We start from the raw sequence: 18336 nt of genomic DNA on the forward strand, positions 1-18336 counted from the left end.
AAGTAATGATTAAACGATTAACTTTTATTATAACTCTATTTTTAAGTTTAACTGCTTTAGCACAGGAAACTGATACGATTTACAACCCGAAAATTGATTATAACTCCCCTAGGAAATATGAATTAGGAGGAGTAACTGTATCTGGAACAAGACACGTAGAAAATAACGTTCTTATTCAAATGTCGGGATTACGTGCAGGTGCGCAGATCGAAGTTCCTGGTGAAAAAGTAACAAAAGCAGTTAAAAAGCTATACAAGCAAGGATTGTTTTCCGATGTAAAAATTACAGCAAGCAAGTTAATTGATAAAAAGATCTATCTGAATATTTTCCTCCAAGAGCGTCCAAGGTTATCCGAAGTTAATTATAATGGTACTTCAAAAAGTGAGACTAGCAAGCTGGAGGAAAGGTTAAATCTTCGAAAGGGTAATACGGTTACCGATAATGTGATAACCACCATTAAAACCATTGTTGGAAATTATTTTAAGGAAAAAGGTTTCTATAATGTTGATGTAAATGTGCTGCAACGGGATGATCCTAATCAAGAAAATAGTGTGATTTTGGATATCAACATGGATAGAAATAATAAAATAAAAATTAAGAATATTTTTATTGAAGGAAACGGAGCTCTATCTGATAACAAAGTTAAAAAGGCCATTAAATCTTCTAAAGAGAAACGTTTTAAGAATTTCTTAAAATCTTCAAAATACATTGAAGAAAAATGGAATGAGGATAAGCTTGGATTGATTACAAAGTACAACGAGAAAGGTTACCGTGACGCTTTAATTGTTTCTGACAGTGTTGAGCAAGTTTCCGAAGATCGAGTGAATCTTTATTTAAAATTAAAAGAGGGTAATCAGTATTTCTTTAATGATATTACCTGGGTGGGTAATACCGTTTATACTTCATTTGATTTAAAGCGAGTTCTCAAAATCCAAAAGGGTGATGTTTATAATCAAACTTATTTGCAAGAAAGACTGAGAGATGATGACGATGCTGTTAGTAATCTGTATTTGGATAAGGGATATTTATTTTTTAATGTGAATCCAATTGAAAAGGTGATCGGCCAAGACTCCATCAATATTGAAATGAGGATGGTTGAAGGAAAGCAAGCAACTATCGATCGTGTAAATATTGTTGGTAATACAAAAACTCACGAGCATGTAGCTCGTCGAGAGTTGTATACTTATCCTGGCGAGTTGTTTAGTAAGTCAGATATTATCCGTTCAGTTCGGGAGTTAGCTCAATTGGGACATTTCGATCCCGAAACAATTAATCCAGATATCGATCCACATCCTGAAAGCGGAACTGTTGATATTACTTACGAGTTGACCGAGAAAGCCAATGATCAAATTGAACTTTCAGGTGGTTGGGGAGCGGGTATGATTATTGGTACCGTAGGTTTACGATTCTCAAATTTCTCGATTCGTAATATTTTTAATAAAGAAGCTTGGAGTCCACTGCCAACAGGAGATGGCCAAACCTTAAGTATACGGGCTCAAACAAATGGTTCTTATTATAATTCGTATAGTTTATCATTTACAGAACCTTGGTTGGGAGGGAAGAAGCCAACTTCCTTAAGTACTTCTATTTACTATTCGCAGCAATCGGGATTTAGTAGGTCTGCTTATGGGCGTTATGCAGGTTTTAGTAATGTAGATACAGACCAAAGTCAGAAAATATTTGGTGCAAGTGTAGGTTTGGCACGAAGACTAAAATGGCCTGATGATTACTTCTCGTTATATAATGAAGTGAGCTATCAAAACTTTAGATTAAAGAACTGGGCTTATTATTTGATTTCAGACGGAACTTCAAATAACTTTAGTTTTACAACAACTCTTTCAAGAAGCTCGATTGATAATCCATTATATACTCGCAGAGGTTCTTCTTTCTCTTTGAGTTTGAAATTTACACCGCCTTACTCTTTGTTTGAAGATCTGGATTATTCTCGTGCAAGTGATGACGAAAAGTATAAATGGATTGAGTATCACAAATGGGTGTTTAAGGGAAAAATGTACAGTGGTTTGCTGCCTAAAAACGATAAATTGGTGCTTTATACCGGAGCAGAATTTGGATATTTAGGATACTACGATAAGGATAAGAGATCTCCTTTTGAAGGATTTGAAGTTGGTGGTGATGGAATGTCGGGTTATAGCATGTATGGTAGTGATAATATTGGAGTAAGAGGATATGAAAATGGTTCGTTAACACCAATTCAGCCTAATGGTAGACGACTTGGTGGTAACATTTATTCTAAACTTACTACAGAAGTCCGTTATCCATTGTCATTGAGTCAATCAGCAACAATTTATGCATTGGCATTTGCAGAGGCAGGTAATGCTTGGTACGATTTTGAAGATTATCAACCGTTCAATTTAAAGCGTTCTGCTGGTGTTGGTTTAAGAATTTTCTTGCCGATGTTTGGACTGTTGGGGATAGACTGGGCTTACGGATTTGATGAAGCTAATCAAGCTGGACAAAACGGTAGTCAGTTCCATTTTGTTATCGGTCAACAATTTTAACATGTTTTAAGAAATGAGTGTTGGGGACTCAGTTAATTTGGCTTAATTTAGACGTTGATTTTAAAGGGTTTTATTTTGAAGCGAGCATGATTAAAATAATTATTAAACCTAGAGGGTAAATATTTTGATCTTGTTGCTTCCATCTGACAAATGAGATAAAATAATAAACAGATGAAACAAATATTCTTATTGGTTGTATTATTGGTATTTAGTATCGAAGGCTTATATTCTCAGCAACGATATGGCTTTGTAGATACGGAATATATCTTGAATAAAATGCCTGATTATAAAAATGCTCAAGATCAACTGGATAAGATATCTAAGCAGTGGCAAAATGAGATAGAGGGCATTTCGGTTGAAATAAAAGAATTGCATGCCAAATATAGAGCAGATGAGGTTTTTCTTTCTACAGAGATGAGAGAGAAAAGAGAAAAAGCAATCCATGATAAAGAAGTATTAGTGCAGAAGTTGCAGCAAAAATATTTTGGACGAAATGGAGAATTATATAAAAAAAGACAGGAATTAATGAAGCCTATCCAAGATGATATCTATGAGGCAATCAAGGAGATAGCTAAGTCGGGGAGTTATGGTATGATTATTGATCGTGCTAATGGGCCAACAATAATATATAGCAATACAAAGTTCGACTTAAGTGATAAAGTATTGTATAAATTAGGTATAAGAACTAAATAAATATCAAATAAAAACTAACTGAGTATACTATGAGACAATTTTTAAAAGTAACATTAGTAGCCACTTTCCTTTTAACAGGAGCTAATCTATTTGCACAGACAGTAAAATTAGGACATATTAATTCGAATGAATTATTGGCAATAATGCCTGAAAAAGAAGAAGCCCAAAAACAAATTCAAGCTCAAGCAGCTGAATATGATAATCAAATTAAGGCAATGAATGTAGAGTACCAAACTTTGCTCCAAGCATATGTTAAGGATGAGGGCACCCTCTCGGAAGCAATTAAAGCCAATAAGCAAAAAGAAATTCAGGATTTGCAAAATCGTATGAGAGAGTTTGATGGTTTTGCGCAAACAGAGTTGCAAAAAAAGCAAACAGAATTGCTAAGACCTATTTTCGATAAGGCCTCTAAAGCAATTAAAGATGTTGGTGCTGAAAATGGATTTACCTATATTTTAGATGCAAGTACAGGTGTTATTTTGTTTAATGCTGATAGCAGTATTGATGTAATGCCATTGGTCAAAGCAAAACTTGGGCTACAGTAATCTTTTTTTCGATATTATTGAGTAAAGGTGGTATCAAAATACCGCCTTTTTTAATTTTATGCCCTATAGGTTAATATTTAGTATGAGTAATAAAAAAAGAGCTATTGGTGTTTTCGATTCTGGTTATGGCGGTTTAACCATCTTGAATGAATTTTTAAAGCAATTGCCTGAGTATGATTTCATTTATTTAGGGGATAATGCTCGAAGTCCTTATGGAACCAGATCATATGATGTAGTTTATGACTATACCTTACAAGCAGTTGAGCAGCTGTTCTCAATGAATTGTGAATTGGTAATTCTGGCATGTAACACAGCTTCGGCCAAAGCTCTTCGCACTATACAGCAGTGCGACTTACCTAAAATTGATGCGAATAAACGGGTGTTAGGAGTCATCCGACCCAGTGTTGAGGAAGTAGGCATGTTAACAATAACCAATCATGTAGGAGTTTTAGGAACAGTGGGTACGGTGCGCTCGAACTCATACCCTCTGGAGATAAAGAAATTGTTCCCGGAAATAAAGGTAATTCAGGAATCTTGTCCCATGTGGGTTCCATTGGTTGAGAATAACGAATTTAAGAGTGAAGGAGGGCAGCATTTCATAAAAAAGAATATTGAGAATTTACTAAAAAGGGATCCAAAAATCGATACAATTATTTTAGGATGTACGCATTATCCAATTTTACTGGATGAGATAAGGAAATATATACCCTTGGGTATCAATTTGATTTCGCAAGGAGAGATCGTAGCAAAGAGCTTAAAAGATTACTTAAGAAGACATCCCGAAATGGATATGAGATGCACTAAAAATGGCGATCGAGAATTTTACACTACTGAATTTGTTGATAGTTTTGAAGATAAAGCAAGTCGATTCTTAAACAAAGAATTAAGAGCTAAACATCTCGACTATTAAAAAAGCCTCTGCTTATGCAAAGGCTAAAAAGATTATTTTACCGATTCTTCATCAGTTTGATACCAACTTGCATACATGGCATAGCTGTTAGCAATTCGGTTGATTTCCCCCTCAAGCAAATCAGGACTAATTTCTTTGATTTTTTTAGCTGGTGATCCTGCATAAACACTTCCCGACTCAACACGAGTTCCTTTAGTTACGACAGATCCAGCAGCAACAATAGAATTACTTTCAATTACTGCATCATCCAATATTACTGCTCCCATTCCAATTAGTACATTGTCTTTAATGGTGCAACCATGTACCACAGCATTGTGAGCTATTGAAACATTATTTCCTATATTGGTAGGCGATTTTTTATATGTCGCGTGTATTGTTGCATTATCCTGAACGTTTACATTATTTCCAAGTTTAATGTAGTGGACATCACCACGAAGAACTGCACTATACCAAATACTGCAATCATTTCCCATTTCGATATCACCAATGATAGCTGCGTTCTCAGCTAGAAAACAATTTTTACCCAATTTTGGTGTTTTGCCATTCAAATCTCTAATAATAGCCATTCTTATTTAGTTTGATTATAAATACAAAGATAGTTAAAAATTAATCTGTAGCTGTGCAAAGCAATATGTTGTAAAAAAAGTTACGCAAACGATGGCGTTGAATATTTTGAATATCAATCAAATAGTTTTGTTTTGATATGGCAGTTAAACTCCAGCAATAAGTAATAGATTGTAAGTAATAAATACCGTTTTTATCTCGATTTAAAAGGTTTACGTTAAAAGAGGTTTGTTTTTTTAAGAATTTTTCACACTTTTGACAGGTCAGATTTAATAAGGGGTGTTAAAATTTGACTAGTTGGATCATTGGAATTAGGGGTACATTCTTGATTCAACTACAATTTAAGAAAGTTCTAAAGGGGAATATTCTTTCCGAGATCTCGATAGGGAAAATTGGATTTCGGAGTGCATATATAAATGTGTATTAATTAATAATTAACCACTAACTAAAAGTTTATGAAAAAAAGTTTAGTTTCGATGCTAATCCTATTTTTTGTAGGGTTGCAGGGTGTTCTAGCCCAAAGTCGAGAAGTTTCAGGGGTGGTTACCTCAGCCGATGATGGGCTGTCGATTCCTGGAGTTTCCGTAACTGTTAAAGGTACTACCATCGGTACCACAACCGACTTCGATGGAAAATATTCGTTAAATGTTCCTAAGGATGGTAAATTTCTTGTTTTTTCTTTTGTAGGAATGCATATGCAAGAAATTGAAATCACATCTTCTACAATTAATGTAGTGATGGAAACTGAATCTATTGGTGTAGATGAGGTTGTTGTTACTGCAATTGGGATTAGCCGTCAGGAAAAATCCTTAGGTTATGCAGTAAGTAAAGTTGATGGAGAGTCATTAACTAATGCAAAAGATCCAAATATTGTAAGTAGTATGGCTGGGAAAGTGTCAGGTGTTCGTATTACTCAACAGTCAGGAAGTGTTGGAGGATCCAGTAAAATTATTATCCGTGGGGCAACATCTCTTGGAGGTAATAATCAGCCACTTTTCGTTGTAGACGGAATGCCAATCAATAATAAATACTATGGAAATGGTATAGAGGGATCTGTTGATTATGGTAATGCTGCTGCAGATATTAACTCCATGGATGTGGAGTCTCTTAACGTATTAAAAGGAGCAGCCGCAACCGCATTATATGGAGCAAGAGCGAAAAATGGTGCAATAATCATCACTACTAAAAAAGGTAAGAAGGGTAAGGTAAACTTAAGTTATAACACAAGTATGCGCTTTGACGAAGTTGCCAAACTGCCTGATTATCAAAATCAATATGCACAAGGATTAGATGGTGAATATTATTTGAAGAATTTTAACGGTTGGGGACCAAAAATTAGTGATGTTCAAGATCAGACCTTTAAAGATTTTTTAGGTGATGATGTCAAACTTCAGGCTTATCCTGATAATGTTGAGGATTTTTTTAAGACAGGGCACACTTTCATTCATAACTTTGACATGAGTGGTGGTGATGAAAATAGTGATTTTAGAATAAGTTACACAAATACTACACAAAAAGGTATTGTACCTCAAAGTGAGTTTAAGAAAAATGATATTGCTTTTAATGTTGGAAGGAATTTGAATGACTGGATTAGTGTACGCGCTAATGGTACTTATAGTAGAGGTGTTCGTGAGGGGTTGTCTGCTCAGGGATCAAATGACCCTAATATTGTGGTTAGTAGTATGATTACAATGCCGAGAACTACGGATATTCATAAGTTGAGAAGAGATGCTTATGATGAATTTGGCAATCAAAATTCATGGGATGGAGATGGCAAAACAAATAATCCGTATTTTATTCTGGATAATAACAAAATTTCTTCGGATAATGAAAGATTTTTTGGATCTGGATCGATCACTGTGAAACCTACTTCATGGTTAACAATTAAGAACCAAACAGGTATTGATTTTTCAACATCAGAAAGAAAAACCATTTATTCAGTTGGTACAATTGGTGAAATTCAAGGCAAATGGAATACGGATGTATATCGTACACGTGTAATAAATAATGATTTTATTATTACTGCAAGTAAAGATTTTACTGAAGATCTTACTGTGAATGCTATAGTTGGGCATAATATTTATCAAAATGAATATGACCGTAAAAGCGTTTCAGCAGGAGAATTGACAGCTCCAGGTTTATACACTTGGACAAATGCAAAAACACATGTTCCTTCTAACTATTACTCCAAAAAGAGAATACATGGTATATTTGGAGAGGTGAGTTTTGATTACCAAGACATGTTATATCTTACAATCACTGGGCGTAATGATTTTTCCAGTACCTTACCTGATGGTAATAACTCATACTTTTATCCTTCAGTAAGTTTTAGTTATCTTTTTTCTAAGAATATTTCATTACCTGCATGGTTTAATCTTGGTAAAGTTCGATTAAACTGGGCAAACGTTGGTAGTGATGAGGATCCATATCAATTAGATTTTGAATATAACTCTAGAAGTACATGGTTTAGTCAATATGGTGCAGGTGGAACTTTCCCGCATGCTGGAATTAGCGGGTTTACTATTCCAAGAACCTTACCTAATGCTGATCTGAAACCTCAAAATCAGGTTTCATATGAAGCAGGTGTTGATTTGAGATTCTTTAATAGTAGGATTACACTAGACGCTACTTATTATAGAATTGATACTGAAGATCAGATTATTGGTATTGACGTGCCTTTGTCAACTGGATTCTTTGCTAAGAAAATTAATGCAGGTCTAGTGAGAAACGAAGGTATTGAGATAGAACTAGCTATTACTCCTATTCAGACTGATAAATTTGAGTGGAATGCAAGATTTGCATTTGGAAGCAATAAAAACACTGTCGAAGAATTAACAGATGAATTAAAGCTTTACGCACTAACAAGTGGCTGGTCTGGTTTGCAAATTCAAGCTGAACCTGAAAAAGCAATGGGATTATATGGTACTGCTTGGAAGCGTAACGATAATGGCGATATAATCATCAATGATGAAACTGGATTAAGAGAGATTGAGCCGCAAAAACACTTAGGCAAAATTGATCCTGACTTTACTTTGGGAATCGTAAACAATATTAGATTCGGAAACTTTACATTTAATGCTGTTATTGATTGGAGACAAGGAGGTAAAATGTTCTCTGGAACAGTGGCGGCATTAAGATCAGCAGGTCTTGTTGAAGAAACTTTGGCTAATAGAAATACTCCTATTACTGATAAAGGTGTAAATGAAATCATAAATGGAGACAATGTGACCTATGTTGAAAATACAACTCCAGTTGAAAGTATGCAGAAATATTGGGAACATATTAGTTCCATTAGTAATACTGAAGGAAGTGTATTTGATGCTACCTATATGAAACTAAGAGAAGTTAGTCTATCTTATAGAGTTCCTCAGAAATTTTTACCTAAAAATGGATATATTAAAGGGCTCTCAATTGGTATTGAAGGTAGAAATTTATGGAATATTATTGATAATGTTCCTCATATTGATCCTGAATTAAACTTTTTTGGACCTGCAGCAATAGGTGGAGGTGTAGAGTTTAATAGTGTACCAATGTCTCGTAGTTATGGATTTAATGTTAAGTTAAACTTCTAAAAAGTAAAAAATGAGAATAATTAAAAATATAGGAATTGCATTAATTGCTCTGTTATCTCTGAGTGGTTGTGATTCATGGCTAGATATCAATCAAAGTCCAAATTCGGTTAATGAAGTAGAACCACAATTTTTATTTGGATATGCAATAACCTCCTGGAGTGGCAATAGAACAGGAGGAGACTCTTACTTACCAATTGAGTTAATGAACCAAACTGCTGCATCTGGAGGTTCATTTGGTTGGGGATATGCTGAGGATAGATATGATATTTCACCCTATTCAACAGGGAATGCTTGGAAAATGTACTATGCTACTTCAGGTGCAAATTTGAAGGAAGCTATAAAAATAGCTGAAGAGAATGGTGACTCAAATATTGCTGCACAGTGTAAGATCGCTTTTGCATCTATGTTTTATGAGTGTACTATGATTTGGGGCGATGTTCCATTCGAACAAGCATGGACAGAAGAAAATTATCCAAAATTTGATACTCAGGAATCCATATTAAATAATTTAATTGCGATGCTTGATGAAGCTATTAATCAAATTGATGAATCAAATAATATTAAAATTACCTTAGAAGATGCTTTTTTTAGCGGGGATTTGAATAAGTGGAAAAAGCTTGCTAATTCCATGAAGTACAAAATTGCTATGGTAATGGTTGATGCAGATCCAACAAAGGCTGATTTAATTGCTCAATTAGTAAAAGAAGATTTGCTTACATCAAGTGATAATGTTGAATTCCCATACTATGATGAGTCCGGGCATAAGAATCCAAAGTACCGTTTATTTGAGAAGTATAATGGAGGTCAGAATACTTGGATTTTTGCTAATACTATCATTCTTGATGATATGATGAAGCCATTGGATGATCCAAGGATACCAATTTATTTTGCTCCAGGAAAAGAAGCTGTTGTTGGAGATGACTATTACAAAGGAGTAGAAACAGCAACTGAGGCTGACGATACTCATTCACTAATTAGAGTAGGAACAATATTAAGAGCAGATGCTCCTGACTTAATTTTAAGTAGTCATGAAATAAAGTTCTTAATTGCTGAAACTTATGCAAGAGGCTTAGGTATGAGTGCGAATTTGGTTGAGGCTGACAAGTACTTCAAAGAAGGATTACAAGAGGCATTGAGTTATTATGGAGTTGATCAATCTGATATTGATACTTTTGTTGCTAAGCCTGAACTTGACCTTAAATCGGTAACTAATCCATTGAATGTATTGAGAGTTCAGCAATATGTCGACTTACAGGATCGTCCTCTTGAAGCTTGGGTTCAAATGAGAAGAAGTGGAGCCAAAGGATCTGAGATTCCTAACCTATCAACCCCTAATGGGGCGGATGCACCTGATGGTGAAATTGCTAGAAGATGGGATTATCCAAATAATGAGTTAAGCGGTAATAAAAACGGGCCAAAGGTTCTTCCTAAAATGTGGGAAAGCATGTGGTTTGATAAATAAAATTCAATAATAGATGAGGAGGGTGTCCTAAAATGGATTCCCTCTTTTTTTATGCACTTTAATCAGAACCTATTGAATATTTCAGATCCTCCTAAAAACTATAGAAACTCATCATCAAGCATAAAGTACTCACATATAGAAGGCCATGAAGAGAACTCATACATGAAGTGAACTCACGTTATTTAAAACAGACCGAAACAAACTAAATATTTGCAATTTCCTTAGCCACCTACAAATCCATAATAAGTGCAACTCTTATAATCCCTGCCATTACCCGCTTTGCTTCAATTGCATTTTTAAAATATACCTGCCAAACAATTCCTCCTTTCAATTGCAAGTGCATTTTATATCAGCAAAAGCTTATTGGTAACAGATGCGCTTGCAATTACAAGTACCATGATGCGGGGTACACATTTTTGCACTTGCATTTGTTATGAACTTGCGCTTGGTGGTGAAATATACACTTGCAATTGATTGGCCAAAACTCGTGGTGAAGAGAATTGCACTTGCAGTAGATGGGTGCAAAACCGATTGGGAATCGATTTCAATCGATTTTTGAGGGGTACGACACTACTGGATATCGATTCGAAAATGCTTAAATAAGAATGCGCAAATGCAAATATTCAGGCAATTGTAATAAAAAATACCACATGTATGATGGAATAATAAAATATTATTGATAAAACTATTGTTTTATTAAAAATTAAACAATAGTTTTATTCTCATCTAATAACCTACTAAATACTTATACATATGTTTGAAAAAATAAATTACCGAAACCTTGGCAACACCGAAACTTACAATCTGATTAAAACCATTGTTGCAATTGTTTCGGGAGCGGATACCGAGCCTTTAAAATTTAAGGTGTGGCTCGATAAACTAAGCGTTCCTTTTAAAAAACTTGAAGTATCTATTGGGCTTGATAGGGGTAGTGAAAAAACCGAGCTTATTAGAGAAGCCGATGATATTAGGGACAGTTGTTTTAAGGCCATAAAAGCATATCTGGAGGCTTGCAAACTAAGAAACAACGAAACATGGCAGAATGCAGCAGGTGTGCTATGGAGAATTATTGAAAATCATGGATTATTGATTCACAACGAAAGTTATTCCAAAGAAAGTTCATTACTGGATAACCTTATTATTGAATTGGACACCAACGAGGAAGCAAAAGTTGCCATTGCTAGTTTGCAACTTACCGATTGGCATAACGAGTTAAAAACTGCACAGCAATCTTTTCTTAGCTTATGGAATGAGCGCAGAGATGAACGAATTAGTAAACCAACAAGTGAAAGTATTGAAGCAAGAAAGGAAATTAAAACGAGCACTGCTTATTTACTGCAATCAATTGAGTTGAATTATATTTCAAGCGGCGATGAAACCTACCTTAACTTGATTGATGGTATTAATGATGAAATAAAAAGTGCCAATGCAATTGCCAAGGCAAGAATTACCAGGCGAAAGAATAACGAGGAGTTATCCGAGGATTCTGAACTATAATAAAAGATCATATTAACAATGGTTATTGGATAGAAACCGAAATGAGCAATTGAGTTTATTTCGGTTTTTTATAGTCAGGTCTCTGAATTTTTGCATCCCGAAGTTAAATTTCCTTCTTATTAAGACTTAATCAACTATAAATCAGTCCTGTTTTTGCACATAAGTTTGTTGTAACTTTTTATAATACAAACGTTTGCAGAAAGTATATAAAATTTCAAACCTTTTCTTGTCTAAAATTGGGGAAACGCTACCTTTACCATGTTTTAAAACATGAAACGAGCCTGATTAAAATAATTATTTAAACATACACTGTAATGATTATTTTGATCTTGCTGCTTCCATCTGATAAATTGAAAAAATACAAATAGATGAAATATAATTTCATTGTTTTAATCATTCTCAACATCAATAAACTAATAAAACAAAAGATTTAATCTGAGATTAAATTAGAAACAGTCATGAGTCAAAAGACAAAAGTTATTGAAAAGGAAGAAGTTGTTATTAGATTTTCGGGAGACTCCGGGGACGGTATGCAGCTTACGGGAACCCAGTTTTCTGATACTTCCGCATTATTTGGGAACGATGTAGCTACTTTCCCGGATTACCCTGCGGAAATCAGAGCTCCACAAGGAACAGTAGGTGGTGTATCTGGATTCCAATTGCATTTTGGACATAAGGAAGTGAATACACCGGGCGATTATGCAGATGTATTGGTTGCAATGAACCCGGCAGCTCTTAAAGCCAATTTGAAATGGGTAAAAGCTAGTGGAACAATCATCGTGAACGAGGATACTTTCACCGATCGAAACCTTGAAAAAGCAGGTTACGATGCAGATCCATTGCAAGATGATAAACTATCGGATTACAATCTGATTAAGGCTAAAGTTACTTCTTTAACCAAAGAGTGTTTGAAAGATTCAGGACTGGATCAGAAGAGTATTCTTCGAAGCAAAAACATGTTTGCACTAGGTATGGTTTACTGGATGTTCGATCGCCCGTTGGAACATACCGAAGAGTTTATTCAGAACAAGTTTAAGAAGCACCCGATGGTGGTTGAAGGTAACAAAAAGGTATTACGTGCTGGTTATAACTTTGCAAAAACAATTGAGGCATTAGCGTATAATTATAGTGTAGCTCCTGCTAAAATTAAGAAAGGAACCTATCGTAATATTACAGGTAACAAGGCAACAGCTTGGGGACTAATTGCTGCAGCCGAGAAAGCCGGCTTAGAGTTATTTTGTGGTTCGTATCCAATTACTCCTGCAACCGAAATATTACAGGAACTGGCTGCTCGTAAAGATCTGGGAGTAAAAACTTTTCAGGCAGAGGATGAGATTGCGGGAATTTGTACTGCAATCGGTGCTAGCTTTGCAGGTAATTTTGCAGTTACAACAACTTCAGGTCCAGGCTTGGCATTAAAGACCGAGGCGGCAGGTTTGGCGGTGATGACAGAATTGCCATTGGTAATTGTAAATGTTCAGCGTGGAGGACCATCAACAGGTTTGCCAACAAAAACTGAGCAATCAGATTTGATGCAGGCGATTCACGGTAGAAGTGGAGAATGTCCTATGCCGGTGATTGCAGCAAGTACGCCTTCAAACTGTTTTGAATATGCATATCGTGCTGGTAAAATTGCATTAGAGCATATGACACCAGTGATTCTTTTAACTGATGGCTTTCTTGCAAATGGTGCAGAACCATGGAGAATCCCTAAGATGGCAGATCTTTCGCCAATTACGGTTCCTTTGGCAAAAGAGGGCGACGATTACATGCCATATGCCAGAGATGAAGAAAAGCTAACAAGAAAATGGGCCGTTCCCGGAACGAAAGGCTTAGAGCATAGAATTGGTGGATTAGAAAAGATGGATGTTACCGGTACGGTTTCGTATGTTCCGGAAAACCACCAGGTAATGACAGATATCAGAGCCGAAAGAGTTAGAAAAGTAGCTAATTTTATTCCGGATCTACCAGTTAAAGGGGATGATCATGCAGATGTATTGGTAATTGGTTGGGGTGGTACTTACGGTCATCTTACCACTGCAGTTCGTGAGCTTCAGGCCGAAGACAAAAGCATTGCCTTGGCTCAATTTAATTATATTTTCCCATTGCCAAAAAATACCGAAGAGGTATTAAAGCGCTACAGGAAAATTATTGTTTGTGAATTGAACGATGGGCAATTTGCTGAATATTTACGAAGTAATTTTCAGGATATCAGATTCCAGCAATACAATAAATTACAAGGATTACCATTTACTGTAAAAGAGTTGAAAGAGACGTTTAACCAATTATTGGAGGAAAAATAATCATGGCAGATACATTATTAAAACAATCAGCTCCTGAGAAATTTACTCCAAAAGATTTTAAGAGTGATCAGGAAGTAAGGTGGTGCCCGGGATGTGGCGACCATGGAGTTTTAAACTCGGTACAGAAAGCAATGTCTTTAATGGGTAAACCAAAAGAAAACTTTGCAGTAATTTCCGGTATTGGTTGTTCATCTCGTTTCCCATATTATATGGACACTTACGGATTTCATTCGATTCATGGGAGGGCAGCAGCAATTGCATCAGGAGCAAAATCAGCAAATCCAAATTTGGAAATTCTACAGGTTTCGGGTGATGGTGATGCATTGGCAATTGGTGGTAATCACTTTATTCATGCTGTGCGTAGAAATATCGATATGACCATTTTGTTGTTTAATAATGAGATTTATGGTCTCACAAAAGGTCAGTATTCTCCTACATCAAAGCATGGTATGGTAACCAAAACTTCTCCCTTCGGAACAGTTGAGCAACCTTTCCATCCTGCTGAGTTGGCTTTGGGTGCTCAATCAAAGTTTTATGCAAGATCTATCGATACCAATATCAAATTAAGCTCGGAAATTCTCCTTGATGCCACCAAGCACAAGGGAACTTCGATTGTTGAGGTACTGCAAAATTGTGTAATCTATAATGATGGAGCTCATTCTTTAATTACCGATAAGAATACCAAAGAAGATTACCAATTGATTCTTCGACACGGTGAAAGAATGATTTTTGGAAAAGAAAAGAACAAAGGATTGGTAATGGGAGGTAATGGTAAACTGGTTGTTGTTACCATTGGCGAACATGGTATTACCGAGCAGGATGTTTTAATTCATGATGCTCATACTCCTGATCCGCACATGCACTGGTTGTTGTCTAATATGACAGCACCCGAATATCCGGTGGCACTGGGTGTAATTCGTGATGTTGCTGCACTTTCGTACGAAGAAAAAATGGTACAGCAGATCAAGTATGTTCAAGAACAATCATCTATTAAGTGTATGGATGATTTGTTGAACAGTGGTGATACATGGGAAGTTGAATAGCTTTTGTTGTAAATGTATATATATCAGAGAGGAGGCGATGAGTTTCCTCTTTGTTATTTACAGAAAAATTTAACTATTTTCGCCAATCTTTTATTGTGGGTAGTGTTCAATTTTATGAATCATTTGCTACAATTAAAAAGATTGTGAATAAGGCTTGTAAACAAAGACATTAGGCAATATTATTAGTATTTTGTACGTAATATTGCCTGAAACAAACAACACACTAAAATAACATTAACGGATATGGAAGAAATTTCGATTTCGAAGATTTATAAACGCAAAAAAAACGACCGCGATATATTTCAGGAATTGATGCCTTACAAAGTAAAGGAGATTCTGTTGATCGCAACCTATTACGATGCATATACAATTGTTCGGGAAGGTCAGTTCTCCGATAAAATTGTAGGAGAATATCTTCAGTTAAACTTATATGCTGCACCTCGTTTTACTAGTGTGGCAACTAACGAGGAAGCTTTAGAAGCACTTCAAAATCGACATTACGATATGGTGATTCTAATGGCTGGATTGGATAAGGAGTCGCCTCTGGAGCTTAGCCAACAGATAAAGACTGTAAATCCGGTAATTCCTGTTTTGGTTTTGGTGAATAACAATAGCGACCTTGCCTATTTCGATCGGGCTGCAGACAAAATAAAGAACAATATCGACAGAGTATTTGTATGGAATGGTTCTACCAAGATATTTATGGCCATGACCAAGTATATTGAGGATAAAATGAACTTGGAAACCGATACAAAAAGTGGTGATGTTCGTGTAATTCTATTGGCCGAGGATTCGGTAAAATATTATTCGCGTTATCTGCCATTGCTTTATACATCGGTAATGACTCAAACTCAGAAAGTAATTTCGGATGAAGGGGATATTGATGAATTGCACAAAATCTTAAAAATGCGTGCAAGGCCAAAAGTGATTTTGGTGAGTACCTTTGAAGATGCTGTTGAGGTTGTAGATAAATATCTGGAAAACCTGTTGTGTGTAATTTCTGATGTTCGTTTTGCCCGTAATGGAAAATTGGATGACGATTCGGGTGTAGATTTAATCAAATACGTACAGGCAAAAAACATGAGAATTCCATGTTTAATGCAATCGCACGATACCGATAATGCCATTAGAGCCATGCAGGTGGATGCTGATTTTATCAACAAAAACAGTGATACTTTGGCATTGGATATCTATAATTTCATTTATACGAAATTGGGGTTTGGAGATTTTGTTTTCCGAAATCAGAGCGGTACTCGTGTTGCAGTTGCAAAATCGATGGAGGAGTTTGAGGAGAAGCTAAAGTATATTCCGGATGAATCTTTGCTTTTTCATTCAAAACGAAATGGTATTTCGACATGGTTGATGGCTCGTGGCGAAATTAACATTGCTAAAAAATTAAGAAGGTATCAGATTGAAGATTTTAAATCGGTAAAAGATCTTAGAAAATTCTGTCTGGATGTTTTCGAAGCATCAAGAATTAAACAGTTAAGAGGCAGAATCATACGCTTTAAGCCAAACATTGTTAATTCCAATCATTACATCGTTCGTTTGGGTCGTGGTTCATTAGGAGGAAAAGGACGTGGTTTAGCCTTCTTGAGTAACTTTATCGAGAATATCTACTTTAAGAAATTGATTAAGGATATCAATGTGTCGATTCCTAAAACAGCTATTATTGGGGTTGATGAGTACGATAACTTTATCGAGAAAAATGATCTTTACGATAAAATTTACCTTGATAAAAATTATAAGAAGGTAAAAGAAATGTTCATTAAAGGAGATATTCCTGAAAAATTAGGCGGTAAGCTGCGTCAGTATCTCGAAGAAATCAATAAGCCATTGGCCGTGCGATCATCAGGATTGTTTGAAGACTCGTTGATGCAGCCATTTGCAGGAGTTTATGCAACTTATTTATTGCCTAATAACGATCCGGATATTGAAGTTAGATATCAACAACTGGTAACAGCGATTAAACTAATTTATGCTTCCATTTTTACGCCTGAGGCGCAATCGTATTTTAGTGCTGTAGATTACAAGATTGAAGAGGAAAAAATGGCTGTAATCATTCAGGAGGTAGTAGGTCAGGAATACAATGGTAAGTTTTATCCGAATATTAGTGGTGTTGCTCAATCGTACAACTATTATCCATTTTCTTATATGAAACCTGAAGATGGTTTTGCGGTAATCGCCATCGGCTTGGGAAAATATGTTGTTGGTGGAGAAAAAACTCATAGATTTTGCCCCGAACATCCAAAATTGCAATTGGCTTCTATCGAAGATCAGATAAAGGATTCGCAAAAATATTTCTATGGCATTGATATGCAAAAAGAGGGTATTGATCTTGTAAATGAAGGCGAAGATGCAGTAACCATTAAATATGAATTGGCACAAGCCGAGAAGGATGGCAATTTGTTGCATTGTGCCTCGGTTTACGATTTCCAGAATGATAGGTTGGAACCGGATTTGAACCTACGGGGACCAAGAGTTGTTGATTTTGCGAATATTTTAAAATACAACCAGGTACCAATTGCTCATGCTCTTAGTGTGTTGTTGAATATCTTTAAACAAGCCATGGGTGCTCCGGTCGAGATTGAATTTGCGGTGGATTTATCGAAAGGTAAAGATGCTAATCCAACTTTTCATTTGTTGCAAATAAAGCCTTTAATTCGTCAGGAAATGAGTGTTAATATCGATATGTCGAAAATAGATCGAGATAAACTACTTATGCTGGCCAATAAAGGAATGGGTAACGGAAAAGTGAAGCATGTAAGAGATGTAATTTACATGGATTTAAGCAAATTCGATAGAACCAAAACCGAAGAAATGGCTGAAGAGATGGAAATCCTGAACCAAAAAATGAAGGAGCAAGATCGTCAGTACGTTTTATTTGGTCCGGGTCGCTGGGGAACTCGCGATAAGTTTACAGGAATTCCTGTGCTTTGGTCACAAATATCCAATGCAAAGGTGATTGTTGAGCAAGGCTTGGAAGATTTTCCTTTGGATGCATCCTTGGGATCGCATTTCTTCCACAATGTAACTTCAATGAATGTTGGTTATTTTTCAATTAAGAGCAATTCGGAGTATAACTTTGTGAACATGGAGATACTGGAAAAGCAAGAAAAGGTGGAACAAATCAATTATTTTAAGCATGTACGCTTTAAGGAACCATTAGAAATTTTAATGGATGGTAAGAAACAAACCAGCCTCATTAGTTTTAAGTAACGTGAGTTC

At 35.8% G+C, this 18336-nt stretch carries 11 protein-coding genes; 10 read left to right on the forward strand and 1 reads right to left on the reverse strand.

Annotated features, from left to right (window positions below; translation table 11 throughout):
* Positions 1 to 5: 5 nt before the first annotated feature.
* From bamA to murI, 4 genes are all read left to right on the forward strand, one after another.
* Positions 6 to 2519, forward strand: a complete 2514-nt coding sequence (gene bamA, locus ACO05S_RS11860; RefSeq protein WP_421918217.1) for an outer membrane protein assembly factor BamA — start codon at positions 6 to 8, stop codon at positions 2517 to 2519.
* Positions 2520 to 2690: 171 nt separating this feature from the next.
* Positions 2691 to 3212 carry an OmpH family outer membrane protein gene (locus ACO05S_RS11865; RefSeq protein ID WP_421918218.1) on the forward strand — a complete coding sequence of 174 codons (522 nt, stop codon included), beginning with the start codon at positions 2691 to 2693 and terminating at the stop codon, positions 3210 to 3212.
* 29 nt (positions 3213 to 3241) lie between these two features.
* A complete protein-coding gene (locus tag ACO05S_RS11870; RefSeq protein WP_421918219.1) occupies positions 3242 to 3757 on the forward strand; it encodes an OmpH family outer membrane protein in 516 nt (171 codons plus the stop codon).
* An 82-nt stretch (positions 3758 to 3839) separates the two neighbouring features.
* The gene (gene murI, locus ACO05S_RS11875; protein ID WP_421918220.1) at positions 3840 to 4667 is read left to right on the forward strand and encodes a glutamate racemase; all 828 of its coding nucleotides are present in this window, start codon (positions 3840 to 3842) and stop codon (positions 4665 to 4667) included.
* Between the two features lie 32 nt (positions 4668 to 4699).
* Here murI and ACO05S_RS11880 read toward each other — a convergent pair whose 3' ends face one another.
* A complete protein-coding gene (locus ACO05S_RS11880) occupies positions 4700 to 5233 on the reverse strand; it encodes a gamma carbonic anhydrase family protein (RefSeq protein ID WP_421918221.1) in 534 nt (177 codons plus the stop codon).
* A 453-nt stretch (positions 5234 to 5686) separates the two neighbouring features.
* Here ACO05S_RS11880 and ACO05S_RS11885 point away from each other — a divergent pair, with 453 nt between their 5' ends.
* From ACO05S_RS11885 to ACO05S_RS11910, 6 genes are all read left to right on the forward strand, one after another.
* Complete coding sequence (locus tag ACO05S_RS11885) at positions 5687 to 8803, forward strand: SusC/RagA family TonB-linked outer membrane protein (RefSeq protein WP_421918222.1); 3117 nt, start codon at positions 5687 to 5689, stop codon at positions 8801 to 8803.
* A gap of 10 nt (positions 8804 to 8813) precedes the next feature.
* On the forward strand, positions 8814 to 10265 hold the full coding sequence (locus tag ACO05S_RS11890) for a SusD/RagB family nutrient-binding outer membrane lipoprotein (protein WP_421918223.1): 1452 nt from the start codon (positions 8814 to 8816) through the stop codon (positions 10263 to 10265).
* A gap of 753 nt (positions 10266 to 11018) precedes the next feature.
* Positions 11019 to 11762 carry a DUF6261 family protein gene (locus tag ACO05S_RS11895; protein ID WP_421918224.1) on the forward strand — a complete coding sequence of 248 codons (744 nt, stop codon included), beginning with the start codon at positions 11019 to 11021 and terminating at the stop codon, positions 11760 to 11762.
* Between the two features lie 458 nt (positions 11763 to 12220).
* On the forward strand, positions 12221 to 14065 hold the full coding sequence (locus tag ACO05S_RS11900; protein ID WP_421918225.1) for a 2-oxoacid:acceptor oxidoreductase subunit alpha: 1845 nt from the start codon (positions 12221 to 12223) through the stop codon (positions 14063 to 14065).
* A gap of 2 nt (positions 14066 to 14067) precedes the next feature.
* Entirely contained in the window at positions 14068 to 15108 is a 1041-nt protein-coding gene (locus ACO05S_RS11905) for a 2-oxoacid:ferredoxin oxidoreductase subunit beta (RefSeq protein ID WP_421918226.1), read from the forward strand.
* Positions 15109 to 15351: 243 nt separating this feature from the next.
* Positions 15352 to 18327, forward strand: coding sequence for a PEP/pyruvate-binding domain-containing protein (locus ACO05S_RS11910; RefSeq protein WP_421918227.1), 2976 nt, complete (start codon positions 15352 to 15354; stop codon positions 18325 to 18327).
* Positions 18328 to 18336 lie beyond the last annotated feature (9 nt).

It is taken from the genome of Marinifilum sp., from assembly GCF_965230805.1.
GTDB lineage: Bacteria > Bacteroidota > Bacteroidia > Bacteroidales > Marinifilaceae > Marinifilum.